Raw genomic sequence first — 23,524 nt, forward strand, 5'->3', positions numbered from 1 at the left:
GAACATACTACTGCGGCAAAAAGCGATATCTTCGGTTGCGGATACAGAACTAAGCGCGTGATGTGATAAAAGGAAGGGCAGCGTCGCTGCCCAGAATCATCTTTTTCGTATAAGCAAATACAGGGATAGCGTGATTACAGACGCAATGAATATGGCCATGCCGAAGAAAACATACAAAACAAAATCCATTATCCTTTCGTCGCCATATATTCCAAAAAGCTCCACAAAATCGTACTGCGTTTCTGGTGGAACAATCTTGTAGAGTGTAAACATTGATAGAAACACGGCTATACACCACAACAACACAAGGAATGCCGCCTTCATTAATAGACCTGCACAACGCCATGTGCAATCATGTAGTTTCCCAATTGCTGCCCTCCAGTTCGAAGTAAGGCTGATGCCAGAATCTTAAAATCGCTCTGACTATAAAGTGTAATACAACCCTTACTTATGCCAGATGGCCCGATAGGGTGTAACCGGAATTCACCTCGCCTTACGCCTTTCACAAAAGTCTCATCATTTATCAATCCGTCATCGCGATATAATGCAAACCATTCGTTCCGATTCGAACCGGTGAAAAATGCGTTAACACTATCCTTAGTTTGAGTATACCAACCCCCTAATCCACGTAAAAGTATGTAATAGCGACCAGGCGGGAGTGGGCCGATATCAGGTATATTTGCGCTTTCTGCACGGTTCGTCGCGTCACCATTCCCTGAAAATGCAGGAAAAAAGCCAACTCCGGGCACAGACAAAGTAGCGTACGTACCTCCGTTGAGGTGGAAAAAGCACTGTAGGAGATTCATGATCTGTCATTCCAGGAATCAGCAAAGATGATATTACCGTCACAGTGTCGCCATGTGATCTTCTCGTAACGGAGGGAAATATTTTCTAAATGATTATGTTTTTCCATTGCTGGATTTTTTACGTCATGCATCACCGGGCATATTGAGACCACTTTAACGTTCTCAAGGAACATGTTGAAGTATTCGACCTCTTGACCAGCATCATTGATTTTGTACCACTTAAACTCGGCACTTTTTAGCGTTTGGCCTTTTGCTACAGCCTTGTATAAGTAAGGGCTGGAACTGTCGAACTCCTTTTCAAAAACCAGAGCGCTATGCATGCGCGTACCCGTGATTTTTCCTGTCATATTATCTGTCGGTAGATGCAGTCCATGACCGAATCCTAATACTTCAATACTGCCCTCGCGATATTGCACATCAACCGCGCCTTTGATATCTGCGCCGCCGTCATCTTTCAGCCATAGATATGCTGGGATTGCCATTTCAAAACTCCTTTTTCAATAAATGAATTTAGTGATGCAAAACGTTACTAAACTCTTAAGAAAAACTATTTGTTAGGCAAGAAGTGTTATGTAAAATTTATATATTTTAAAAGGATATAGATTTTTGATTAGGTATGCATTTTTCAAATGATCGATCCTGCTGCATTTTTAAAGCCAAATTATCATGAGTGACTTTCAACAAAGCATTTATAGGCAGGATTAAGGGAATTAGAGGAAAAAGGGAGAAGGGACTTCACGTTCCCTCTCCCTTGTGAAGAGAGGGAACGTTCAAAACTCCGATTTAAATCGAAGTACGACGATAGCTACGGTATTCCGGCATCCAGAAGTTATCATCAATCGCCTGCTGCAACGCATCGGCAGAGGTTTTCACCGCGACGCCTTGCTGCTGCGCCATTTTGCCTACCGCGAAGGCAATTGCGCGGGACACTTTGTGAATGTCTTTCAGCTCCGGCAGTACCAGGCCTTCACCGTTATTCACCAGCGGAGAGTGACCTGCCAGCGTTTCGCTCGCGGACATCAGCATTTCGTCGGTGATGCGGGACGCGCCGGAGGCGATAACTCCCAGACCAATACCCGGGAAGATATAGGAGTTATTGCACTGCGCGATGGGGTAGAGTTTGTCCTTCCACACCACCGGATCAAACGGACTGCCGGTTGCGACCAGTGCCTTACCTTCGGTCCAGGCGATGATGTCCTGCGGCGTTGCCTCCACGCGTGAAGTCGGGTTAGACAGCGGCATCACGATAGGGCGTTCGCAGTGCTTGTGCATCTCGCGAATAATCTCTTCCGTGAAGAGGCCGGTCTGCCCGGACACGCCGATCAGAATGTCCGGCTTCACGTTGCGCACCACGTCAAGAAGCGAGAGCACTTCGTTATCCGTATCCCAGTTTTTCAGGTTTTCGCGCTTCTGCACCAGTTTGGTCTGGAACGGGAGTAAGTTTGGCATGCCGTCGGTCAGCAGGCCAAAACGATCCACCATAAAGACGCGGGAGCGGGCCAGCTCTTCGCTTAAGCCTTCGCGCTGGGTCTGGGCAATAATTTGCTCGGCGATGCCGCAGCCCGCGGAGCCTGCACCCAGGAAGACAATTTTCTGATAGCTGAGCTGGCTGCCTGCCGCACGGCTCGCAGCAATCAGCGTACCGACGGTCACTGCCGCAGTGCCCTGAATGTCATCGTTGAACGAGCAGATCTCATCGCGGTAGCGGTTCAGCAGCGGCATGGCGTTTTTCTGTGCGAAGTCTTCGAACTGCAACAGCACGTCAGGCCAGCGGTGCTTCACGGCCTGGATGAAATCATCCACAAACTGATAGTACTCGTCGTCGGTAATGCGCGGGTGACGCCAGCCCATGTACAGCGGATCGTTCAACAGTTGCTGGTTATTGGTCCCCACGTCAAGTACCACCGGCAGGGTGTAGGCCGGGCTGATCCCGCCGCAGGCGGTATACAGCGAGAGCTTACCGATGGGGATCCCCATCCCGCCAATGCCCTGGTCACCGAGGCCCAGAATACGTTCGCCATCGGTCACCACGATCACCTTGATGTTGTGGTTAGGCACGTTTTGCAGAATGTCATCCATGTTGTGACGGTTCTGATAAGAGATGAACACACCGCGGGAACGACGGTAGATCTCTGAGAAGCGTTCACACGCCGCGCCGACGGTGGGGGTATAAATGACGGGCATCATCTCTTCAAGATGGTTCTGCACGAGGCGGTAGAAGAGGGTTTCGTTGGTGTCCTGAATATTACGCAGGTAGATGTGTTTATCGATTTCGGTTTTAAAGCCCTGATACTGGATCCAGGCACGTTCTGCCTGTTCTTCAATGGTCTCAACCACTTCAGGCAGCAGGCCCAGCAGGTTAAAGCTGCTGCGCTCTTCCATGCTAAAGGCGCTGCCTTTGTTCAGAAGGGGGAACTCCAGTAAAACCGGACCGGCGTAAGGAATATAAAGGGAACGATGTTTTTTCAGTTTGTTGTCCATGTCACTCACTCTTTTTAAGAAGATCCGTCCCTGACACTGCTGTTTGTCATCTTTCTGGCCTGTGCTACGGGGTGCGGTCGGGCGGTATTATAAAGGAGCTGAATATTAATTACCGCAACACATAAACAAAAACACCATCGGGATTACCGATGGTGTTGTGAATATCGTGCCGGAACTTACTTGCCGGAAGGGCGTTTTCTGCCGGTAGCGTGGGTAACCTGCGTTTCGCTCCCCTCCTCAATAACCACTTTACGCTGGTTAGAGAGCTTGTAGTTCAGTCCCAGAATATGGCGTGCCTGACGGTTCGATTTCATGTTAACTCCTCAATCCTGTTGATAGTTTTAAGGACAAGCTTGCTTACGCAAACGAAATGTAACCCCTTAGGTTGCAGATCCAGCTTAGCAGGTTTTTACAGAGGTGCGTTTCGCCCACTAACCACATAGTTGATGGTTTGCTGGTAGATGTCACTGAGGATGTCATTGTCCGTGGCTTCCACCCACTTGGTCAGTTCCATCAAAATGTCATCTTCAGTAACAACACCGTGCTCGGCGTGAAGACCTTGTGCGATCGCGTTAACAAGTTCCGGTTGTGCTGCTGTGGTATGTGCCGGGTAATAAGTAAACATGCTGCCTCCGTGTCGTTGTCTGTTTAATGTTACGGCGTGCAAAATCGTAATTCACATTCAGATTGGCAAATATTTTTGCCGTTGTGGTTCAGATTCGTCCTGGAATTAAAAATAACATCTCCCGTAGCACAGAAATAAAACTCAGGGTTTCCAGCGGCGTAAATTCGTGGTTTTTTCATAAGGCATGGGCGTCGGCCAGGAGATCAATTCCACAATGCTGCCCCAGGGGGTTTGACCATAGCAGAAAGCATTGCCTTCACCTTGCTCATCCGGAAAGCTAAGCGGCTTCGGCGCGGTGAACATCTCGCCGCCGGCGGCGGTGAAAGCCGCGATGGCACTATCAAAATCATCAACATAAACAGCAAAATGCTGAAGGCCAAAGTCGCTGGCGCGAGCGGGCATTCCCTGTTCAGGGCCATGCATTTCGAAAAGTTCTATGCCGGGTCCGTGCGGCATAACAAGCATGCGAATGGCATGAATTTTAGTGCCGGGAAATAATTTTAAGGTGTGCTGCTGGGCGGGCTGATCGATATTATCGGTTTCTGCATCGACAGAATGATATAAAACCTGTGCGCCGAAAGCGCGTTCAAAAAATAGGGTGGCTTTTTCAATGTCGGGCACCGTAATACCGATATGGTCAATACCCCTTACTGATGATGTCATAGTAAACTCCTGCTATAAAAAATTTAAATATAGCAGGAGATAATCAGCTTATTACCACTTCATTTCGCCGGTATTCACTTTGGCACTCAGTTCCAGCGAACTTTCTTCCGCAAGGTTCGGCCACTGTTTTTTCATCGCGATGATGACGTCGGTAGACGCTTTATGCGTCCTGAGGGCCTGTTCAAACTGCTGTAGATAGCGACGGGTAAAGTCGATAGCGCCGGTACCCGCTGGCGGTGTCCCAAGGTAGTGGCCCGGAATAACGCGTTCGGGCTTAAGGGCAGCCATGCTATCCAGCGTCTGCTGCCACTGTTTACGGCTTTCCGGCGTTTGGGTATCCGCCGTCCAGACGTGAATGCCCCATGAGACGCCCGTGCCGCCGAGGATGGTTTTGGCGGATGGGATCCAGACGTACGCCGCATAGCTTTCAGGCTCTTCAATGCTTACTCTCTCACCGTCAATCATAAAGGTGGTTGAGGCAAGCACTTGCGGCACGTAGAGCTGCGTCGGCGCGCCATCTTTCATCTGTGGCCCCCAGAAGGCGAGCTTCGCGTCTTTTGTGGCCCTGATATGGTCCACCACCTGTTGCGTGGCGACAACTTTGGCATTAGGGAAGGCTTTCATCAGCGGTTGCAGGCCGAAATAGAAATCCGGATCGCCGGAAGTGATCACGATTTTGTTCAGCGTTTTACCGCTGTGGCGAATTTTTTCTACCAGCGCTTCGCCATCTTTCACGCTGAACTGGGCGTCAAACAGTACCGCCTCTTTCGGGCCAGATACCAGCGTGGAAGAAACGGCAAAAATGCCTTTTTCCTGCGGGTTATACGTATCAACGGTCAACTGCGCGGCAAAGACGGCCGGAGTGAAAAGGGTTGTCAGCAAAGCAAGGCGGGCGATAGTCATGGTCATGTCTCTGTTCTTCAGGAAAGTCTCTATTGTACGGATCTCTTCATTTGCCAGAATTCCTGAAACAGGAGATGCTTAGTTTCGTAGATCGAGCAAATGGAGGTCAAAATGGATCGCGTTATTGCCGCCCAGGTGTACAACCGCATCTGTGAGCTGGGGAGTTTAAGCGCGGCGGCGCGGGCGCTGGGGATCTCCCGTCCAATGGTGAGCCGTTATCTGGAGCAGATGGAGAAGTGGGCCGGGGCGCGGCTGGTTAACCGCTCCACCCGCAAGCTGACGCTGACGGCGGCGGGGGAGAAAGTCCTGCAAAAGACGCGCACGCTATCGCAAATTTCTCAGGAAATTGAAGATCAGTCAGTGAAGGATTTACCCTCAGGAACGCTTCGCGTCGCCTGCGCGCATTTTACCGCGATGCAGATTATCGCTCCGGTGCTGCCCGATCTGTTGCAGCGTTACCCTCAACTGCGCATTGAGCTGGATGTTAACAACCATCCGGTGAGCCTGGTGGGCGAGCGAATTGACGTGGCGATCCGCATTACCGATAACCCCGAACCGGGTATGATCGCTCGCCGGTTGGGAGAGTGTCGGTCCGTGCTTTGCGCCTCGCCGCACTACCTTGCAAGCCGGGGCGTTCCAGAGGAGCTGGAAGACTTAGCCCGGCACAACTGCCTGCATTACAGCTTTTTTGCCGGTCAGTCGTGGCGTTTTTTTACGCCGGCAGGGGAGCCGGTCACGACGGCGGTCAGCGGCAATCTCAGCGCCAGCATCTCATCTCTGCTGATGGAGGCGGCGATAAATCACTGTGGTATTGCCATGCTGCCCGAGCGCGAGGCCGACGCGGCGCTACGGCAGGGAAGCCTGGTGCCGGTGCTCAGCGCCTATACGCCAAAACCGATCGGCATTTTTGGTATTTATCAGTCGCGAGACTATCAGCCTGCGGCGCAGCGTGTGTTCCTCGACGCGCTGGCAAACCACCTTGCCACGCGATCGGACTAGTCTGTCTTCCCTGCAAAATAGATTATGCGTCCTATACTTATCCCTTTGTAAGCCAAAAGGAGAACAAGCATGACGATTCATAAGCACGGTTCAGCACACTGGTCTGGCGACATCAAACGCGGCAAAGGGACGGTATCGACCGAAAGTGGCGTCCTTAACCAGCAACCTTACGGCTTTAACACCCGCTTCGAGGGCGAGAAAGGGACTAACCCGGAAGAGCTGATTGGCGCAGCGCACGCGGCCTGTTTCTCTATGGCCCTGTCGCTAATGCTGGGCGAAGCGGGTTATACCGCCGATTCCATCGATACCACGGCGGATGTCTCGCTGGATAAAACCGACAGCGGTTTTGCCATCAGCAAAGTCGCGCTGCAAAGCAAGGTGACGGTACCGGGTATCGATCCGCAGCAGTTCGACGGCATTATCCAGAAAGCCAAGGCCGGTTGCCCGGTCTCGCAGCTGTTGAAAGCGGAAATCACGCTGGATTACAAACTGAACTGATATCGGGCCGGGCGCATGCCCGGCTCATTTTTAACGGTTACGCCAGCAGCGCACGCTTCGGCTTGCGGAAGAGGGCTGGAGCTGTTGCGGCTGTTCACATCCCTGCGTCGCCAGCGAACAGCGGTCGCGGAAATAGCACCCAACGGGCAGGTGGCGATTACCCGGAAGATCGGTTTTTCGCAACGCCAGATCCTCATCCAGCGGTTCTCCGGTCCGGGGAACGGAGTCAAGCAGCAGCTGCGTATAAGGATGGCGCGGCTGTCCCAGCACCTGGTCCGCCGGACCCAGTTCCACGATTTGCCCCAGATACATTACCGCCACCCGGTCGCTCATGTGCCGGACCACCGAGACGTTGTGCGAGATCAGCACGTAGGTCAGATTTCGCTGCTGTTGCAGGGCAACCAGCAAATTGAGGATCTGTGCCTGGACGGAAATATCCAGCGCGCTGGTGGGTTCATCCAGCACGATGATGTCCGGATCCGAAGAGAGCGCCCGGGCAATAGCGATGCGCTGGCGCTGTCCGCCCGAAAACGCATGCGGCAGGCGGTCAAGATATTCCGCTCGAATCCCAACCTGCTGCGCCAGCGTTTCAGCCAACTGACGACGCTCCCGTTCGCCGCGACGTTGCTGTATCCACACCGGCTCGGTGATGGTGCGCCAGACGGGTAAACGCGGATCGAGGGACGAGAGCGGGTCCTGAAATACCATCTGCATACCACCCGCTGCATTCGCGCGCTGACAGGCACCGGTACTCGGTTTGAGCATGCCCATCAGCAGCTGCGCCAGCGTGCTCTTTCCACAGCCGGATTCCCCCACAACGCCCAGCGTTTCGCCGCGATGGATCCGGAGATCCATGCCGTTAAGGGCGTGTACCTGTTCCGTCACGCGCCCCAGCCAGTTTTTGCGCGCAGGAAAATTCACATGCACGCTATCCAGTTCCAGCAGTACCTCAGACATGGCGTCTCTCCTGTTGTGGGTACCAGCAGGCAGCCTGCTGGCCTTCTGCGCCCGTGGAAATTAAGCGCGGCGTTTCGCTGCATTTCGCCCCGGCAGCAAAACAGCGTTCGCGAAAAGCACATCCGCGCGGGAGGTGGCTGAGGTTAGGTACCGTGCCGGGAATGGCCGGGAGGATCTCGCGCGGTTCACCATTTTCCGGGGCACACCGCAGCAGGCCAATCGAATAGGGGTGCACAGGATGGTGGATCAAGGTCTGCGTGCTGCCGCTTTCGATCACGCTGCCCGCGTACATAACGTACATCCGGTCACAAAGCTGCGACACCACCGCCATATCGTGACTGATAAACAGCACCGACGTTCCGCTGGCGCGCGCTTTATGTTTCAGCAGACGCAGCACCTGAAGCTGGACGGTCACATCCAGCGCGGTAGTGGGTTCATCAGCGATGATCAGCTCCGGCTCGCAGGAGAAGGCAAGGGCGATCATTACCCGCTGGCGCATACCGCCGGAAAGCTCAAACGGATAGCGATCCATTACCTGCGCCGCATCCGGGATTTGCATCTCGCCCAGCAGGGAGATCGCCTTCTGCCGCGCGTCGCGGCGGGAAAGCGACTGATGCTGGCGGATCACCTCCACCATCTGCCTGCCAATCCGGCGCGTGGGGTTAAGCGCCGTCATCGGCTCCTGAAAAATCATCGCCACCCTGGCGCCGCGCCACTGACGAAGCTGTTTTTCCGACGCGTTCAGCACATCTTCCCCGAGCAGCGTGACACGGCCATGGTGAACATGGTAACTGCCTTCCGGCAGCAGGCGCATCGCCAGCATCGCGGTGACCGATTTTCCCGAGCCGGATTCGCCCACCACGCCGACAATTTCACCCCGGCCAATCTCCAGCGAGACGTGGTTGAGCGCGTGGACGTCACCGCGAAAAATGGGGAAGCTCAGGTGCAAATCTTCAATCGATAATACGGAATCACTCATGACTGCTTCCCTCCTGATTTGGGATCCAGCAGGTCGCGAAGACCATCGCCAAACAGATTAAAGCCAACCGCCGTGATCAGAATTGCCGCCCCCGGAAACGCGCAGTACCACCACTGGTCAAGCACGTAGTTACGCCCCACGGCCACCATTGCCCCCCATTCGGCGGTCGGCTGCTGCGCGCCTAATCCAATAAAGCCCAGCGTGGCGGCCATCAGAATGGCGCTGCCGATATCCAGCGACGCTTGTACGATCAGCGGCGGCAGGGCGTTACGCAGGATATGCCAGCTGATCAGGTGCCAGCGCGATGCGCCAAAGGTGCGGGCGGCCAGCACGTAGGTGAACTGGCGCACCACCAGCGTTTGCCCGCGTGCCAGCCGCACGTAAAACGGAATGCGTACAATCGCAATCGCCAGCATCGCGTTAAACAGGCTTGGGCCGAGCGCGGCGGCCAGGGCCATCGTCAGCACCAGCGAGGGGATGGAGAGCATAATGTCCATGATGCGCATAATGATGGCGTCGCCGCGCCCGCCAAGTACGCCGGACAAACAGCCGAGCAGCGAACCGATGCCGCCCGCAATCACCACCACCGCCAGCCCCGCTGTGATGGACTGCTGGCTGCCCACCAGCACGCGGCTGAACAGATCCCGGCCCACCTCATCGGTGCCAAACCAGTGCTGGGCTGACGGTGCCTGCAAGCGCGCGGTCAGATCCAGCGCGTTCGGATCGTGCGGGACTATCCACGGCGAGACCACCATCATCAGCAGCATCACGATCATAATGACCCCGCCGATCAGCGTGAGCGGGCTTTTGCGTAACATCCAGAACAGCTTTGCCCAGTTGATGCGCTGTTTAGCGGTGCTGACAGGGACGGGCGTTTCCTGAGTTAACATCATTCGGCACCTCCGCGCCCGATTCGCGGGTCGATCCACAGGTACAGCAGATCCACCACCAGATTAACGAAGACATAGGCCAGCGATACCACGACCGCGAAGCCCATGACGGAAGGGAAATCCAGCGCCTGAATGGAGGTCACCACCCAGGCCCCCATTCCCGGCCAGGCAAACACGGTTTCGGTAAGCACCGCCCCGTACAGCAGATCGCCCAGCGCCAGCCCGAGCACGGTAATGGAGGGGATCATGGCGTTGGGTAAGGCGTAGCGCAGGACGATGTACCAGCCCGGCAACCCGCTCGCGCGGGCGGTACGAATATAATCCTCGCTCAGTTGCTCCAGCATCGCGGAACGTACCTGACGCGCCACAATACCCAGATGCACAAAGGCCAGGGTCAGGGAGGGTAAAATCAGGTGCTGCAGGGCGTTGAAAAACACCTCGCCGTTGCCTTCCAGCAGAGCGTCCAGCAGATAAAAACCGGTAACGTGGGCGGGAGGATCGAGCCAGTCGTCCAGCCTGCCGCCGCCGGGCAGAATTTGCAGTTGCCCGTAGAACAGAACGATAACTCCCAGTCCCAGCCAGAAGGCAGGCGTCGAGATGCCCGTCATCGCCATCAGTCGCACCAGGTGATCCAGCCAGCGGTTACGGTACACCGCCGATAAAATGCCCAGCGGCACGCCAATCACCAGCGCCAGCAGCAGGGAGCAAAAGGCAAGCTCCAGCGTGGCGGGGAAAAAAGCTTTCAAATCTTCCGCAACGGGGCGACCGGTGCGAATAGACGTGCCCAGATCGCCATGTGCCAGCGCCTCAACGTAGCGGCCAAACTGAATATAGAGTGGTTGATCCAGCCCCAGTTGCTGGCGGATGCCCTGCACGATTTCATCGCTGGCGCGATCACCGGCCAGCAGGCGGGCCGGATCGCCGGGGATCAGGTGTGAAATAATAAAAGTAATAATACAGACACCGGCCACCACCAGGATTAACCCCCAGCAGCGCTGGCGCACAATGCTCCAGAACGTCATACACTTCCCCCCGGCGTGGGCCGTTACTTACTCATGGTGGCGATGTTAAAGACCTGCTCAAGCATCGGATTAAAGGTTAAGCCTTTGACCTCTTTGTTCATCGCCAGCTGGTAGTTCTTCTGGAACAGATAAACGTAAGCCGCCTCGTCAATCACCACTTTCTGCGCCTGCTGGTAATCTTTGGTGCGTTCCGCCTGAACGGTGGTTTTCAGTGCCGCCTGCAACAGCGCATCGACCTCTTTGTTCTCATAGAATGAGCGGTTCCCCGGCAGCCCTTTTTTGTCCGATTCGAACCAGTAGTTCATGAACATGTACGGGTCAGCGAAGTCCGGGCTCCAGTTACCAATCGCAATGTCATAATCACCTTTGCCGACGCGGTCGCGCATGGTGGCGTTCGCCAGTTTCTCGAGCTTGACGTTAATCCCCAGCTTGCCCAGGCTCGCCTGCGTGGAGAGGGCGATAGGCTCCCAGTTCGGGTCGTTATCGGAGTAGAGGAACGTCAGGCTGGCAGGTTTATCTTTGACTTTCTCCAGCGCCGCTTTGGCTTTGGCCTCGTCAAAGCTGTACTGCATGGCGTTCGCATCGAAGCCCCACATGCCCTCCGGGATCGGGCCGCGCATCTGCTTGCCGTTCCCGCTGAGAATGCCTTCCACCATCCCCTGGTAATCGGTCGCCCAGGAGACCGCGCGGCGCAAATCCACCTGATTCATCGGAGGCTTACTGTTGTTCAGATAGAGGTAGGTCACCCGCAGGGACGGGTATTCCGCCACGGCCACTTTGCCTTCCTGCTTCAGAGCAGCAAGCTGATCCACCGGCAGGGCGTCGGCGATATCCAGATCGCCACGGGAAAGTTGCAGGCGACGCGAGGCGCTTTCACCGATAATCTTCACCGAGACGCGCCTGAAGTGCGGCTTTTCACCTGGCCAGTGTGGGTTGGGCACCATCACCAGCTGTTGACCTTTCCGCCAGCTTTTCAGCATAAACGGTCCGGAACCCGCGGTGTTTTGCGCCAGGAAACCGCGTGCGTCGTCGGCGGCATTGGCCTTCAGCACCGCCGGGTTGACGATCGACGCGCCGTCATTGGCCAGCGTGTAGAGGAACGGGGCAAACGGCTGGCTGAGGGTGAATTTCACCGTATGCTCATCCACCGCCTCCACTTTCAAATCTTTCGGGAACGCTTCGGAAGGTCCCTGGTTGATTTTAAGCAGACGTTCAAACGACAGCTTGACCGCTTCGGCGGTCACCGGCGTGCCGTCGGAGAATTTTGCATTATCTGCCAGGGTGAACGTCCACACTTTCTGGTCGTCTGACGCCTTCCAGCCCGTCGACAGATCACCTTCCACCTCCGTGGTGCCAGGCTTGTATTTCACCAGACGCTGGTACGAGGGGTAGGTCACCGTCCAGTCGTTGTTATCGATAGTGACCGCCGGATCCAGCGTTTGCGGATCGGCAGCTTTCCCTATCACCAGCATATCTTTTGGCACCGCCGCCAGCGCGGGAAGGGTGCTCAGGGCGAGCGTAGCGGCAATCAGGGTAGTAAGCAGCGTTGTTTTCATGGCCGGGCTCCAGAATTACAGTGAGTGTGTGGTTGGATAACAGGCGAACTGGTCATCTAACAGCGGATAGCTGGCGGCGTTCGGCAGCTCGAAATGCCACCACTCGCTGCTGATGCCCACAAAACCGCCGCCGTACATAACGGCGTTCAGGAGCAGACGATTTCGCTGCGCCTCGGGCGGAACGGAAGGGTGCCAGGCATGAGAACGGTCGTGCATTTCGTCAAACCCGGCGCCCATATCCAGCACGTTGTCGTGTTCATCCATCAGCGTGACGTCAATGGCAGTGCCCCGGCTGTGGTTCGAGCCAATCGCGACATCCACCACGTATTCCGGATTGGGGCAGGCATCCCAGAGTTGCGCCTGTGCCTGCTGCGGGCGATAGGCGTCGTAGACCACCAGCTTCAGACCGGCCAGCGCGGCGATACTGATCGATTTCGCCAGCGCGGTGGCGGCATCAGTGTGCAGCAGGCACGCGGCGTGCTGATAGATCGGGCGGCCGGTAATGTTATCGGCGGTCGAGTATTTCAGATCGATATGCAGCGTAGGAAAAGTTTTCGCCACATCAATCAGTTGACTCTCTTCAGGCATAGCTCCGCTCCTTTAGCGTTCAAATTGACCAAATTCTTGTTGTAGTTGTCGGTTGATTGCCAGACGTTCCGGCAGCGCTTCCCCCAGCGCCTCCACGACGCCCGACAGCAGCAGGTTGAACAGACAGCTCACCGGCGCCAGCGAGTCCCAGAAATGGCCGGTATCGGTCTTCACCTGGAGTAAATCAATCGGGTAATCCCGCGCCCACGGGCACCAGATATCGGTGATCAGCGCCATCGCCAGGCCTTTTTCGCTCGCCACGCGGCAGTACTGGCGGGCAATGGCGGAGTAGGCGCGGGTATCGGTCAGCACGATATACGGGTTAGCAAAGCCGGAGTTAAGCGACTCCACCCAGCTACCGGAGAGCCCTTCGGAATAGCTTACCCGCGGGCGCAGATACTCCAGATGGCTGAAGAACGCATTGGCGATCCCGCGCGTGGACTGGATCCCAAGCACGAAGACGGCGTCGGCATGGGAAAGTTGCTGGACCACCTGCCTGAACGTTTCACTTTGCGCCAGCTGATAAACATGGGCAATGGCATCCACCTCCAGCGACAGGGAGTGCTGAAGGCGATCCGACAGCGGCTGTTGCTGTTTCCAGGAGTCCAGACGCTCGTTAATGCCCCAGGGCTGATGGGGATCGCGCAGGCTTTTTTTGGCGTCATCAAGGTTGCGATAGCCCAGCTTGCGCAGAAAGCGTCCGACGGTGATCCCGCTGGTGGCCGTGGCCAGCGCCACGCTCTCAGCCGTTTCAAAGGGGATCTGCCCGACGTGCGCCAGCATCCAGCTTGCCACCCGCTTTTCGCTCGGGGTGAGCTGGCTAAAGGTCGCTTCGATACGGCTCAACACCTCTGGTTTGGTCGTCATACCGCCTCGCTGTTAACTGGCTGTCAAATGCCGGGTTTCTGTTATCAGATTAACAATGCAGGACGCGTGCCATGTTCACATTGCGGCGAAAACGCGCTGTGCAGCAAAGTTAATGCAATATTTGTTTAACAGATGCTCAACATTTGTGCAGCGTAGTTCACTTTTGGTGCAGTGTCCGGCCTGAGCGGTATCTATTTGGTGAATACGACAGCCTCTTCACATTTTTTGGTAAGATGAAAGATCTGTGGATAAGAGAGGGAGCCTTACATGGCGAATTTGCCCTGGCGGGTCAGCGTGCGCCTGATGGCTCTCGCAAAAAAAATAGCGATGGTCATCGGGATCATTGTGCTCGTTCTGCTGGCGGTGCGGGTTTATCTTTCGCAGCAGGGGCCGGCCCTGCATCACTGGCATACATGGCGGGCTGACGAAATGTCCGTGCAGGAGATGGATAACGCGACCTTCGTAGCCTATGTCGCGCGGGAAAACGCCATCTTCACCGCTCTTGATGCTGAGGTGACGGCGAAAGTCACCCCCGCAGAGCGCACGCCGCTGAACCGCTATTACCGTCAGAGCCTGGTGTGGCCAGGACACTTTACTCCGGATGCAAACCGGTCGTTTGTGCTGATGCCTGCCGGAAAGCCGCGCGGGGCGGTAGTGTTGTTGCACGGTCTGACGGATTCGCCCTACAGCGTCAGGCGTCTGGCTGTGAATTATCAAAAGCACGGCTTTGTGGCCGTAGTGCCTCGTTTGCCCGGACATGGCACGGCGCCGGGCGCGTTGACAGACGTTGACTGGGAGGCGTGGCTGGCAGCTACGCGCCTTGCGGTTCGTGAAGCAACACGCCTGACGGGGAACGATCTCCCCCTGCACCTGGTGGGCTATTCCAACGGCGGTGCGCTGGCGATGAAATACGCCCTCGATGCCCTTGATGCGCCTGAACTGCGTAAACCTCAGCAGATCGTGTTGCTCTCACCGATGATTGGCGTCACGGCGTTTGCGCGCTTTGCCGGATTCGCCGGGCTACCGGCTATGTTACCGGCGTTTGCCAAAGCCGCGTGGCTCAACATTTCGCCGGAATATAATCCTTATAAATACAATTCGTTCCCGGTGAATGCGGCACGTCAGTCCTGGCTGCTTACCCGGGCGCTGCATGAGCAGATAAACCGCGATGTTCATGATCACAAACTAACGCAGCTCCCGCCGGTACTGGCGTTTCAGTCGGTCATGGATTCAACGGTCAGTACCCGCGCCGTAGTCAGCGGGCTGTTTGACCAGCTTCCGGCAAATGGCAGCGAACTGGTGGTATTTGACATCAACCAGGCCGGGAGTTTCCGTCCACTGTTCAGGCCATCATCCTGGACGGCGGTGGCTGACCTGCTGCCCGAGGCGAAAAGACGTTACAGTGTCACAATCGTGACCAATGCCAGCCCTGACAGGTTTGATATGGTGGCAAAGACAACGCCTGTGGGCAGCACCCGGGAAACGGTGACGCCGCTGTCGGTCTCGTATCCGCAGGAGGTTTATTCCCTGTCGCATATTGCCATTCCGTTCCCGCCTGAAGACGATCTGTATGGCCGCCATCCTGAGGTGAAAAACCGCTATGGAATCAGTCTCGGGACGATAGCCCTGTGGGGAGAAACATCGGTTCTGAGTGTCGGCAAAGATGCGCTGATGCGCGTGACGTCGAATCCGTTCTACGACTATATGCAGACGCGGATCGACAGCCGTATCGGGGAGAATTAAGCCCGACGTGGAATAGATTAGGTCACACCGGGGAACTGTGTTAAACAATACCGTTCAGGCGTATACCCCATACCGGACCCCGTTTCTGTGCTGACAACTCTCATTTATCGAAGCCAGCTGAGCTTAACCTGCACCTCCGCAGCGTTAAGCGCGCTGGTTGAAAAGGCCAGGATCCGTAATACGGAGCAGGGCATCTCAGGCATTCTTCTCTCCAGTGGACATGACGTTCTGCAAATTCTCGAAGGCACGGAACAGAACGTCGTCGCGCTTTTTAACACCATCCGTGCGGACAACCGGCATACCGGCGTGGTGGAGCTGATGCGCGATTACGGTCCGCGCCGACGTTTCGAAGACGTGGGAATGCTGCTGTTTAACATGGACGTTCAGACCCCGAAAGCGGTTCTGGCATCGGTTCTGCATTACAGCAAGCTGGAAAGCTATCTGACTTCTGAGGATCGGGTCTTCAAATTTATTCAGACCTTTATCACCGGCAAAACCGCTATCCCACCCGCTTCGGACTATGAGCCTGATAAATGGACGCTTTCGCGAGAGCGCGCGCCGTTTGGTAAAGGGTTAGGTCTGCTGGCGGGACAGCCCTGCCAGTTTGCGCTGCAACCCATTGTCGAGCCGTCCGAAGGCAAAATCAGTTCTCTCGAAGCGCTTATACGCGGAAACGACGGCGGCAGCCCGGAGCATTTCTTCCATAGTCTCGATCGTGAACAGATTTACGAAGTCGACCTGCAAACCAAAGCCTGGACCTTTGCGCTGGCGCAAAAGCTCGGCATCGGCAGCCACAAACTGGCGGTGAACCTGCTGCCAATGTCGCTGGTTAACGTGCCGGGCGCGGTAGAGTTCCTGGTAACGCAGATCAAAAAGCACAATCTACAGCCAGAGCAGGTGATCATTGAAGTCACTGAGAACGAGATGATCTCTGGCTTCAACCAGTTTAACAGCGCCATTAAACAGCTGCGCGCGGAAGGGGTTGGGCTGGCGATAGATGATTTTGGTTCCGGCTATGCTGGTCTTTCACTGCTCACGCGGTTCCAGCCGGATAAGCTCAAAATCGACAGAGAGATCGTCAGCGATATCCACCTGAGCGGGCCCAAGCAGGCGATTGTGAAGTCGATAATCAGCTGCTGCACCGATCTGGAGATTACGCTGGTCGCAGAAGGCATTGAGAAGATAGAAGAGTGGTGCTGGCTTGAATCCGCCGGTATTCGCCGCTTCCAGGGCTTTTTGTTCGCCCGCCCGCAGCTCAATGGCGTGGGTGATATTCACTGGCCCCATCGGGTGGGTTAAGCAAATTGTCCCTCGCCATATTTCCCCGACACCCTGCCTGTGCTTAAATAGCTAAACCGGTTTAACATGATTTAGCTAAGAAGGTGATATGGAGACGATCTGGGTACTTGGCGATGCAGTGGTGGATCTGTTGCCCGACGGAGAGGGCAAACTGCTGCAATGTCCGGGCGGCGCACCGGCCAACGTTGCGGTAGGGGTAGCGCGTCTGGGAGGCAGAAGCGCCTTTATAGGCCGGGTGGGCGACGACCCCTTCGGGCGCTTTATGCAAAAAACGCTTGCGGATGAGCAGGTTAATACAGAATGGCTGAGACGGGATCCGCGGCATCGCACCTCCACGGTGGTGGTGGATCTCGATGACGACGGGGAACGTTCATTTACCTTTATGGTTCGCCCGAGTGCTGATCTGTTCCTCGACGCCGCCGATCTCCCGCCATTCCGCGCCGGGGAGTGGCTGCACGTCTGCTCTATCGCGCTTAGCGCCGAACCCAGCCGTTCCGCGACGTTTCAGGCGATGGCCGCTATCAGACAGGCGGGCGGTTTCGTCAGCTTTGACCCCAATATCCGCGCCGATCTCTGGTACGATGAAGTCGAGCTGCGCCAGTGCCTTGAGCGGGCATTAGCCTGTGCAGATGTGGTGAAAATCTCGGTGGAAGAGCTGGCGTTCTTGACCGGAAATTCGCAGGTCCATGAGGGGCTGGCGGAGCTAATGCGCACCTGTCCGGCCAGGCTGGTGCTGGTGACGCAGGGAAAAGAGGGCGTGACCGCCTGGCAGGGAGGCGCGTTGACGCACTATCCTGCATCACCCGTGGAATGCATTGATACCACCGGTGCGGGGGATGCTTTCGTCGCCGGGCTGCTGTTCGGTCTGGCATGTCATGGCCAGGCCCGTCTCTCAGAGGTCATCACGTTAGCACAGCGCTGCGGAGCGCTGGCGACAACCGCAAAAGGGGCAATGACCGCGCTGCCTTATCATCACGAACTGTAATTCACGTCGCCAGGCCTCCGGTCGGGGGCCTGAATTGTAGCCTCGATCACACTTACTAAAACGGTTTAGCAAAAAACGTTGCCGATTCAAAATTTAACGGTTTAGTATCACTCGCCTAAACCGGTTTAGCAATTTAGCACTTTTACCGATAGTTATTAGGGATGCGACAAAATGTATAAAAAACGCAGACTTGCCGTGATGATAGGCATGCTGGCCGGCAGTACCTCTGTTTTTGCCCAGACGGATATGACCCGTATCGAAGCGCGCCTGGCAGCGCTGGAGCAGCGTTTGCAGGAGGCGGAAACCCGTGCGCAGGTTGCTGAAAAACGCGCCACGGCAGCGGAACAGAAAACGCAGCAACTGGTGGCTGCGCAGCAGGAAGCGCAAACCTCCACACAGGCGGTGGCGCAACGTACCACTGCGCTGGAAGAGAAAGCCGATCGGACAGGCGGTTTTGAGTTTCACGGTTACGCCCGTTCCGGGCTGCTGATGAACGACGCGGCCTCCAGCAGCAAAAGCGGTCCTTATCTGACACCCGCCGGGGAAACGGGTGGGGCCATCGGGCGTCTGGGGAACGAAGCGGATACCTACGTTGAGCTGAATGTTGAGCACAAACAGACGCTGGAAAATGGCGCGACGACGCGTTTTAAGGCGATGCTGGCCGACGGTCAGAAAACCTATAACGACTGGTCGGCAGACAGCAGCGACCTGAACATTCGTCAGGCCTTTGCCGAGCTGGGCAATTTGCCGGACGTTACCGGTGCGCTGAAAGGCAGCACCTTCTGGGCGGGTAAGCGTTTTGACCGCGACAACTTCGACATTCACTGGCTGGATTCCGACGTGGTATTTCTCGCCGGGACCGGCGGCGGCGTCTACGACGTGAAGTGGAACGATACGCTGCGCAGTAACTTCTCCCTTTATGGCCGTAATTTCGGCAGCGAAGAGGAGATCGACAACAACGTCCAGAACTACATCTTAAGCATGAACCACTTCGCCGGGCCGGTGCAGTTGATGGTCAGCGGCTTACGGGCAAAAGATAATGACGACCGTAAGGATAGCAACGGCGATCTGATTAAAACCGACGCGGCGAATAACGGGGTGCATGCGTTGGTGGGTCTGCATAACGAGAGCTTCTACGGCCTGCGGGAAGGTTCCGCCAAAACGGCGCTGCTTTACGGCCACGGTCTGGGGGCCGAGGTGAAAAGCATTGGTGCAGACGGCGCATTGCTGTCAGAAGCCGATACCTGGCGTTTTGCAAGTTACGGTGTCACGCCGCTGGGCGGTGGCTGGCACATTGCGCCCGCCGTACTGGCGCAAAGCAGTAAGGACCGCTACGTGAAGGGCGACAGCTATGAGTGGGTCACGCTCAATACGCGTCTGATAAAAGAGGTGACCCAGAATTTCGCCCTCGCGTTCGAGGGCAGCTATCAGTACATGGATTTAAACCCGGAAGGCTGCAAGGATCGCAATGCGGTTAACGGTAGCTTCTACAAGCTGACCTTTGCCCCGACGTTAAAGGCGGGCAAGATTGGCGATTTCTTCAGCCGTCCGGAGCTGCGCCTGTTCGCCACCTGGATGGACTGGAGCAGCAAGCTGGATAACTACGCCAGCGATGACGCCTTTGGCAGCAGCGGCTTCAACGCGGGTGGGGAATGGAACTTTGGGGTGCAGATGGAAACCTGGTTTTAACCCTTCACGCTCCCGCATTGCGGGGGCGTTTCGAACATCATAAAAAGAGGTCAGGAAGAGGTATCTATGGATTTTAATCATATTGCGCGCGAGCTGATTCCGCTGCTCGGTGGCAAAGAGAACATTGCCAGCGCGGCACATTGCGCCACGCGCCTTCGTCTGGTGCTGGTCGATGATGCGCTTGCCGACCAGCAGGCTATCGGCAAGGTTGAAGGCGTGAAAGGCTGTTTTCGAAATGCCGGGCAGATGCAGGTGATCTTCGGCACAGGGGTGGTGAATAAGGTTTACACCGCGTTTATTCAGGCGGCAGGGATTAGCGAGTCCAGTAAATCGGAAGCGGCGGATATTGCAGCCCGCAAGCTTAACCCGTTCCAGCGCATCGCGCGTCTGCTCTCCAACATCTTCGTGCCGATTATTCCGGCGATCGTGGCCTCGGGTCTGCTGATGGGCCTGCTCGGGATGGTTAAAACCTACGGCTGGGTTAATCCGGATAACGCGCTCTATATCATGCTGGATATGTGCAGCTCGGCGGCGTTTATTATTCTGCCGATCCTGATTGGCTTCACCGCCGCGCGGGAGTTTGGCGGCAACCCGTATCTGGGCGCAACGCTCGGCGGCATCCTGACTCATCCGGCGCTGACCAACGCCTGGGGCGTAGCGTCCGGCTTCCACACCATGAACTTATTCGGTCTTGAAATCGCCATGATTGGCTATCAGGGAACCGTCTTCCCGGTACTGCTGGCGGTGTGGTTTATGAGCATTGTGGAAAAACAGCTTCGCCGGGCGATCCCGGATGCGTTAGATCTGATCCTGACGCCGTTCCTGACCGTCATTATCTCCGGCTTTATCGCGCTGTTGATTATTGGCCCGGCGGGACGCGCGCTGGGCGACGGGATCTCCTTTATTCTTAGCACCCTGATTGCCCACGCGGGCTGGCTGGCCGGGCTGTTGTTTGGTGGGCTCTATTCGGTGATTGTCATTACCGGCATTCACCACAGCTTCCACGCTATTGAGGCCGGACTGCTGGGTAACCCGTCGATTGGCGTGAACTTCCTGCTGCCGATCTGGGCGATGGCGAACGTGGCGCAGGGCGGGGCATGTCTGGCGGTGTGGTTCAAAACTCGTGATGCCAAAATCAAAGCCATTACCTTACCGTCGGCGTTTTCCGCGATGCTGGGCATCACCGAAGCGGCAATTTTTGGCATCAACCTGCGTTTCGTGAAGCCGTTTATCGCGGCCCTGATCGGTGGCGCAGCGGGCGGGGCCTGGGTAGTGTCGGTGCATGTCTACATGACCGCCGTTGGGCTGACGGCGCTTCCCGGTATGGCGATCGTTCAGGCCAGCTCGCTGCTCAACTATATTATCGGCATGGTGATTGCCTTTGGCGTGGCGTTCACCGTCTCTCTGCTGCTGAAATATAAGACGGACTCTGAATAATGACCTTACCTTCCCGCTGGCCTGCCGTGTTGCAGGCCGTTATGCAAGGCCAGCCGCGTGCGCTGGCGGACAGCCACTATCCGCAGTGGCATCCTGCGCCGGTGACGGGGCTGATGAACGATCCGAACGGCTTTATCTGGTTTGCCGGACGTTACCATCTGTTTTATCAGTGGAACCCGCTGGGCTGCGATCATCGCTACAAGTGCTGGGGACACTGGAGCTCAGCAGATCTGGTGCACTGGCAGCACGAGCCAATGGCGCTGATGCCTGACGAAGAGTATGACCGCAATGGCTGTTACTCCGGCAGCGCCGTGGATAACAACGGCGTGCTGACCCTGTGCTATACCGGCAACGTTAAGTTTGACGATGGCGGCCGCACCGCCTGGCAGTGTCTGGCGGTGCAAAATGACGACGGCACGTTTGCCAAACTGGGACCGGTGTTGCCCCTGCCGGACGGGTATACCGGGCACGTCCGCGACCCGAAAGTGTGGCGCCATGACGGGCAGTGGTACATGGTGCTCGGGGCGCAGGATCAGCATAAGCGCGGCAAGGTGCTGCTGTTTACGTCAGCCGATTTGCACACCTGGGCGTCCTGCGGCGAAATCGCCGGTCACGGCGTCAATGGACTCACGGACGCGGGCTATATGTGGGAGTGCCCGGATCTGTTTGCGCTTGATGGCACACACGTCTTGATCTGCTGCCCACAGGGGCTGGCGCGCGAACCGCATCGCTATCTCAACACCTATCCGGCCGTCTGGATGAGTGGGGCATTTGATTATCAAACGCCTGCATTTGCGCACGGCGAATTGCATGAGCTTGATGCCGGTTTCGAATTTTACGCGCCGCAAACCACGGTGGCAGAAGACGGCCGCCGCATCCTCATCGGCTGGATGGGCGTGCCGGACGGCGAAGAGATGCTCCAGCCTACACGGGTCCACGGCTGGATCCACCAGATGACCTGTCCGCGCGAGCTGCGCTACCGCGACGGTAAGCTCTGGCAAACGCCGGTCCGTGAGCTGGAAACGCTGCGCGAGGATGAACATCACTGGCAGGGACGCGCCAGCGATGCCCCGGTGCTGGAGGGAACGCGTCTTGAGTTCGAACTGAGCGCATCGTGCGTAAAAGTGGATTTTGCCGGCGCGTTGCGGCTGATTATGGATGATGCGGGGATCCATCTGGAACGCGCCAGCCTGGAAACCGGAGAGACGTTGACCCGCTACTGGCAGGGCTCTGTTCATCATTTACGCGTGCTGTGTGACCGTTCCAGCGTCGAAATTTTCATCAATCACGGTGAAGGCGTCATGAGCAGCCGCTATTTTCCTGACCATCCGGCCCAGGTTCGCTTCGAAGGTGCGTCCGACATCACATTACGCTACTGGTCGCTGCGCAGCTGCATGATAGAATAGGGGTTTTGACAGCCGGATCTAAGTCGTTGTGAGAAAAACAAAACGCGTCACCATTAAAGATATCGCGGAGCTGGCGGGGGTATCAAAAGCCACCGCCAGTCTGGTTCTGAACGGCCGCAGCAAAGAGCTTCGGGTGGCGGAGGAGACACGCGAGCGTGTGCTGGCGATTGCCAAAGAACATCATTATCAGCCCAGTATTCACGCCCGTTCGCTGCGGGACAACCGCAGCCACACCATTGGTCTGGTGGTGCCGGAAATCACCAACTACGGGTTTGCCGTTTTTTCTCATGAGCTGGAGACCCTCTGCCGCGAGGCGGGTGTTCAGCTGCTGATCTCCTGTAGCGATGAAAATCCGGGCCAGGAGACGGTGGTGGTCAATAACATGGTGGCCCGCCAGGTGGACGGGCTGATTGTCGCCTCCAGCATGCTCAACGACGCGGATTATCAAAAGCTGAGCGAGCAGTTGCCCGTTGTGCTCTTTGACCGTCATATGAACGACAGTTCTCTGCCGCTGGTCCTCACCGATTCAATTACCCCGACCGCCACGCTGGTGGCCGACATTGCGCGCCAGCATCCGGATGAGTTCTACTTCCTCGGCGGCCAGCCGCGGCTTTCCCCGACGCGTGACCGTCTGGAAGGGTTTAAGCAGGGGCTGCGTGACGCTGGCGTCGAGCTACGTCCGGAGTGGATTATTCATGGTAATTACCATCCGAGCTCCGGCTACGAAATGTTTGCCGAACTTTGCGCGCGCCTGGGCCGCCCGCCAAAAGCCCTTTTTACCGCCGCCTGCGGTCTGCTGGAAGGGGTGTTGCGCTATATGGGGCAACATAATCTGCTGCAAAGCGATATGCGTCTGGCCAGCTTTGACGATCACTATCTCTATGATTCTCTGACCATTCCTGTCGATACCGTTCGTCAGGATAACCGCCAGCTCGCCTGGCACTGCTTTGATCTGATTGGCAAACTGATTGAAGGGGAAACGCCGGAGCCGATCCAGCGTAAACTGGATGCCACACTGCAACGGCGATACAAGGCCGTGGAGTGACAGGGTAACGTCTGACGGATATATCAATAACTTTAATTAATTAAAGATCGGATTCAGCCGATAACCAAAGGGAAATTAAATCCCTG

Annotated in this window: 23 protein-coding genes; 9 read left to right on the top strand and 14 right to left on the bottom strand. The window is 56.2% G+C overall.

The genetic code is table 11. The features are described 5' to 3' along the window. Positions 1–323: 323 nt before the first annotated feature. The 7 genes from IPZ49_RS13360 to IPZ49_RS13390 form a co-directional block, all read right to left on the bottom strand. Positions 324–806, bottom strand: a complete 483-nt coding sequence (locus IPZ49_RS13360; protein ID WP_022648196.1) for a DUF2778 domain-containing protein — start codon at positions 804–806, stop codon at positions 324–326. Beyond that, positions 803–1,288, bottom strand: coding sequence for an Hcp family type VI secretion system effector (locus IPZ49_RS13365; RefSeq protein WP_032624212.1), 486 nt, complete (start codon positions 1,286–1,288; stop codon positions 803–805). The genes IPZ49_RS13360 and IPZ49_RS13365 overlap by 4 nt, the downstream gene beginning before the upstream one ends. A 301-nt stretch (positions 1,289–1,589) precedes the next feature. Beyond that, positions 1,590–3,287 (bottom strand): NAD-dependent malic enzyme, encoded by a 1,698-nt coding sequence (locus IPZ49_RS13370; protein ID WP_022648194.1) that lies wholly within the window; start codon positions 3,285–3,287, stop codon positions 1,590–1,592. A gap of 176 nt (positions 3,288–3,463) precedes the next feature. Further along, positions 3,464–3,601, bottom strand: coding sequence for a stationary-phase-induced ribosome-associated protein (sra, locus tag IPZ49_RS13375; protein ID WP_023300167.1), 138 nt, complete (start codon positions 3,599–3,601; stop codon positions 3,464–3,466). A 95-nt stretch (positions 3,602–3,696) separates the two neighbouring features. Next, on the bottom strand, positions 3,697–3,912 hold the full coding sequence (gene bdm / locus IPZ49_RS13380; RefSeq protein WP_022648192.1) for a biofilm-dependent modulation protein: 216 nt from the start codon (positions 3,910–3,912) through the stop codon (positions 3,697–3,699). Positions 3,913–4,053: 141 nt separating this feature from the next. Then, positions 4,054–4,575, bottom strand: coding sequence for a VOC family protein (locus tag IPZ49_RS13385; protein WP_023306248.1), 522 nt, complete (start codon positions 4,573–4,575; stop codon positions 4,054–4,056). 51 nt (positions 4,576–4,626) lie between these two features. Next, the gene (locus IPZ49_RS13390) at positions 4,627–5,478 is read right to left on the bottom strand and encodes a Vmh family MBL fold metallo-hydrolase (RefSeq protein ID WP_063146201.1); all 852 of its coding nucleotides are present in this window, start codon (positions 5,476–5,478) and stop codon (positions 4,627–4,629) included. Positions 5,479–5,589: 111 nt separating this feature from the next. Here IPZ49_RS13390 and IPZ49_RS13395 point away from each other — a divergent pair, with 111 nt between their 5' ends. Both IPZ49_RS13395 and IPZ49_RS13400 read left to right on the top strand, forming a co-directional pair. Beyond that, on the top strand, positions 5,590–6,477 hold the full coding sequence (locus IPZ49_RS13395) for a LysR family transcriptional regulator (RefSeq protein ID WP_074143093.1): 888 nt from the start codon (positions 5,590–5,592) through the stop codon (positions 6,475–6,477). A 69-nt stretch (positions 6,478–6,546) separates the two neighbouring features. Then, complete coding sequence (locus tag IPZ49_RS13400) at positions 6,547–6,975, top strand: OsmC family protein (RefSeq protein WP_003857069.1); 429 nt, start codon at positions 6,547–6,549, stop codon at positions 6,973–6,975. 30 nt (positions 6,976–7,005) lie between these two features. Here the strand turns inward: IPZ49_RS13400 and IPZ49_RS13405 are convergent, their stop codons facing one another. Genes IPZ49_RS13405 through IPZ49_RS13435 form a run of 7 tightly spaced genes read right to left on the bottom strand, consistent with a single transcriptional unit; the run spans position 7,006 to position 13,834 of the window. Next, positions 7,006–7,932, bottom strand: a complete 927-nt coding sequence (locus IPZ49_RS13405; protein WP_058646568.1) for an ABC transporter ATP-binding protein — start codon at positions 7,930–7,932, stop codon at positions 7,006–7,008. Next, positions 7,925–8,911 carry an ABC transporter ATP-binding protein gene (locus IPZ49_RS13410; protein WP_022648186.1) on the bottom strand — a complete coding sequence of 329 codons (987 nt, stop codon included), beginning with the start codon at positions 8,909–8,911 and terminating at the stop codon, positions 7,925–7,927. The genes IPZ49_RS13405 and IPZ49_RS13410 overlap by 8 nt, the downstream gene beginning before the upstream one ends. Next, on the bottom strand, positions 8,908–9,804 hold the full coding sequence (ddpC, locus tag IPZ49_RS13415) for a D,D-dipeptide ABC transporter permease (protein WP_022648185.1): 897 nt from the start codon (positions 9,802–9,804) through the stop codon (positions 8,908–8,910). Before ddpC ends, IPZ49_RS13410 begins: the two co-directional genes overlap by 4 nt. Then, positions 9,801–10,823 (bottom strand): ABC transporter permease, encoded by a 1,023-nt coding sequence (locus tag IPZ49_RS13420; RefSeq protein WP_063145874.1) that lies wholly within the window; start codon positions 10,821–10,823, stop codon positions 9,801–9,803. The genes ddpC and IPZ49_RS13420 overlap by 4 nt, the downstream gene beginning before the upstream one ends. A gap of 23 nt (positions 10,824–10,846) precedes the next feature. Beyond that, on the bottom strand, positions 10,847–12,379 hold the full coding sequence (locus IPZ49_RS13425; protein WP_063145875.1) for an ABC transporter substrate-binding protein: 1,533 nt from the start codon (positions 12,377–12,379) through the stop codon (positions 10,847–10,849). Between the two features lie 15 nt (positions 12,380–12,394). Further along, positions 12,395–12,967 carry a D-alanyl-D-alanine dipeptidase gene (gene ddpX, locus IPZ49_RS13430; protein WP_063145876.1) on the bottom strand — a complete coding sequence of 191 codons (573 nt, stop codon included), beginning with the start codon at positions 12,965–12,967 and terminating at the stop codon, positions 12,395–12,397. 12 nt (positions 12,968–12,979) lie between these two features. Then, complete coding sequence (locus tag IPZ49_RS13435; RefSeq protein ID WP_023300159.1) at positions 12,980–13,834, bottom strand: MurR/RpiR family transcriptional regulator; 855 nt, start codon at positions 13,832–13,834, stop codon at positions 12,980–12,982. Positions 13,835–14,101: 267 nt separating this feature from the next. On the opposite strand from IPZ49_RS13435, the gene IPZ49_RS13440 reads away from it, so the two are divergent. From IPZ49_RS13440 to IPZ49_RS13470, 7 genes are all read left to right on the top strand, one after another. Beyond that, positions 14,102–15,577: a carboxylesterase gene (locus IPZ49_RS13440; protein ID WP_063145877.1), complete on the top strand. Its 1,476-nt coding sequence runs from the start codon at positions 14,102–14,104 to the stop codon at positions 15,575–15,577. Between the two features lie 87 nt (positions 15,578–15,664). Then, entirely contained in the window at positions 15,665–16,876 is a 1,212-nt protein-coding gene (locus tag IPZ49_RS13445; RefSeq protein ID WP_063928890.1) for a diguanylate phosphodiesterase, read from the top strand. Between the two features lie 88 nt (positions 16,877–16,964). Next, positions 16,965–17,861: an aminoimidazole riboside kinase gene (locus IPZ49_RS13450; RefSeq protein ID WP_063145879.1), complete on the top strand. Its 897-nt coding sequence runs from the start codon at positions 16,965–16,967 to the stop codon at positions 17,859–17,861. Between the two features lie 171 nt (positions 17,862–18,032). After that, entirely contained in the window at positions 18,033–19,550 is a 1,518-nt protein-coding gene (locus IPZ49_RS13455; RefSeq protein ID WP_063145880.1) for a carbohydrate porin, read from the top strand. A 66-nt stretch (positions 19,551–19,616) separates the two neighbouring features. Continuing rightward, positions 19,617–20,987 carry a sucrose-specific PTS transporter subunit IIBC gene (locus IPZ49_RS13460; protein ID WP_063145881.1) on the top strand — a complete coding sequence of 457 codons (1,371 nt, stop codon included), beginning with the start codon at positions 19,617–19,619 and terminating at the stop codon, positions 20,985–20,987. Next, on the top strand, positions 20,987–22,393 hold the full coding sequence (locus IPZ49_RS13465) for a sucrose-6-phosphate hydrolase (protein WP_063145882.1): 1,407 nt from the start codon (positions 20,987–20,989) through the stop codon (positions 22,391–22,393). The genes IPZ49_RS13460 and IPZ49_RS13465 overlap by 1 nt, the downstream gene beginning before the upstream one ends. A gap of 28 nt (positions 22,394–22,421) precedes the next feature. Next, positions 22,422–23,438, top strand: a complete 1,017-nt coding sequence (locus tag IPZ49_RS13470) for a LacI family DNA-binding transcriptional regulator (protein WP_017693400.1) — start codon at positions 22,422–22,424, stop codon at positions 23,436–23,438. Positions 23,439–23,524: the final 86 nt, after the last annotated feature.

The organism is Enterobacter cloacae complex sp. S2, from assembly GCF_015159675.1.
In the GTDB taxonomy this organism is placed as follows: Bacteria; Pseudomonadota; Gammaproteobacteria; order Enterobacterales; family Enterobacteriaceae; genus Enterobacter; species Enterobacter intestinihominis.

What these genes read in the sequence shown, in the direction of transcription:
- IPZ49_RS13360 (WP_022648196.1), bottom strand. Translation starts at nt 806, where the DNA reads ATGAATCTCCTACAGTGCTTTTTCCACCTCAACGGAGGTACGTACGCT.
- IPZ49_RS13365 (WP_032624212.1), bottom strand. Translation starts at nt 1,288, where the DNA reads ATGGCAATCCCAGCATATCTATGGCTGAAAGATGACGGCGGCGCAGAT.
- IPZ49_RS13370 (WP_022648194.1), bottom strand. Translation starts at nt 3,287, where the DNA reads ATGGACAACAAACTGAAAAAACATCGTTCCCTTTATATTCCTTACGCC.
- sra (WP_023300167.1), bottom strand. Translation starts at nt 3,601, where the DNA reads ATGAAATCGAACCGTCAGGCACGCCATATTCTGGGACTGAACTACAAG.
- bdm (WP_022648192.1), bottom strand. Translation starts at nt 3,912, where the DNA reads ATGTTTACTTATTACCCGGCACATACCACAGCAGCACAACCGGAACTT.
- IPZ49_RS13385 (WP_023306248.1), bottom strand. Translation starts at nt 4,575, where the DNA reads ATGACATCATCAGTAAGGGGTATTGACCATATCGGTATTACGGTGCCC.
- IPZ49_RS13390 (WP_063146201.1), bottom strand. Translation starts at nt 5,478, where the DNA reads ATGACTATCGCCCGCCTTGCTTTGCTGACAACCCTTTTCACTCCGGCC.
- IPZ49_RS13395 (WP_074143093.1), top strand. Translation starts at nt 5,590, where the DNA reads ATGGATCGCGTTATTGCCGCCCAGGTGTACAACCGCATCTGTGAGCTG.
- IPZ49_RS13400 (WP_003857069.1), top strand. Translation starts at nt 6,547, where the DNA reads ATGACGATTCATAAGCACGGTTCAGCACACTGGTCTGGCGACATCAAA.
- IPZ49_RS13405 (WP_058646568.1), bottom strand. Translation starts at nt 7,932, where the DNA reads ATGTCTGAGGTACTGCTGGAACTGGATAGCGTGCATGTGAATTTTCCT.
- IPZ49_RS13410 (WP_022648186.1), bottom strand. Translation starts at nt 8,911, where the DNA reads ATGAGTGATTCCGTATTATCGATTGAAGATTTGCACCTGAGCTTCCCC.
- ddpC (WP_022648185.1), bottom strand. Translation starts at nt 9,804, where the DNA reads ATGATGTTAACTCAGGAAACGCCCGTCCCTGTCAGCACCGCTAAACAG.
- IPZ49_RS13420 (WP_063145874.1), bottom strand. Translation starts at nt 10,823, where the DNA reads ATGACGTTCTGGAGCATTGTGCGCCAGCGCTGCTGGGGGTTAATCCTG.
- IPZ49_RS13425 (WP_063145875.1), bottom strand. Translation starts at nt 12,379, where the DNA reads ATGAAAACAACGCTGCTTACTACCCTGATTGCCGCTACGCTCGCCCTG.
- ddpX (WP_063145876.1), bottom strand. Translation starts at nt 12,967, where the DNA reads ATGCCTGAAGAGAGTCAACTGATTGATGTGGCGAAAACTTTTCCTACG.
- IPZ49_RS13435 (WP_023300159.1), bottom strand. Translation starts at nt 13,834, where the DNA reads ATGACGACCAAACCAGAGGTGTTGAGCCGTATCGAAGCGACCTTTAGC.
- IPZ49_RS13440 (WP_063145877.1), top strand. Translation starts at nt 14,102, where the DNA reads ATGGCGAATTTGCCCTGGCGGGTCAGCGTGCGCCTGATGGCTCTCGCA.
- IPZ49_RS13450 (WP_063145879.1), top strand. Translation starts at nt 16,965, where the DNA reads ATGGAGACGATCTGGGTACTTGGCGATGCAGTGGTGGATCTGTTGCCC.
- IPZ49_RS13455 (WP_063145880.1), top strand. Translation starts at nt 18,033, where the DNA reads ATGTATAAAAAACGCAGACTTGCCGTGATGATAGGCATGCTGGCCGGC.
- IPZ49_RS13460 (WP_063145881.1), top strand. Translation starts at nt 19,617, where the DNA reads ATGGATTTTAATCATATTGCGCGCGAGCTGATTCCGCTGCTCGGTGGC.
- IPZ49_RS13465 (WP_063145882.1), top strand. Translation starts at nt 20,987, where the DNA reads ATGACCTTACCTTCCCGCTGGCCTGCCGTGTTGCAGGCCGTTATGCAA.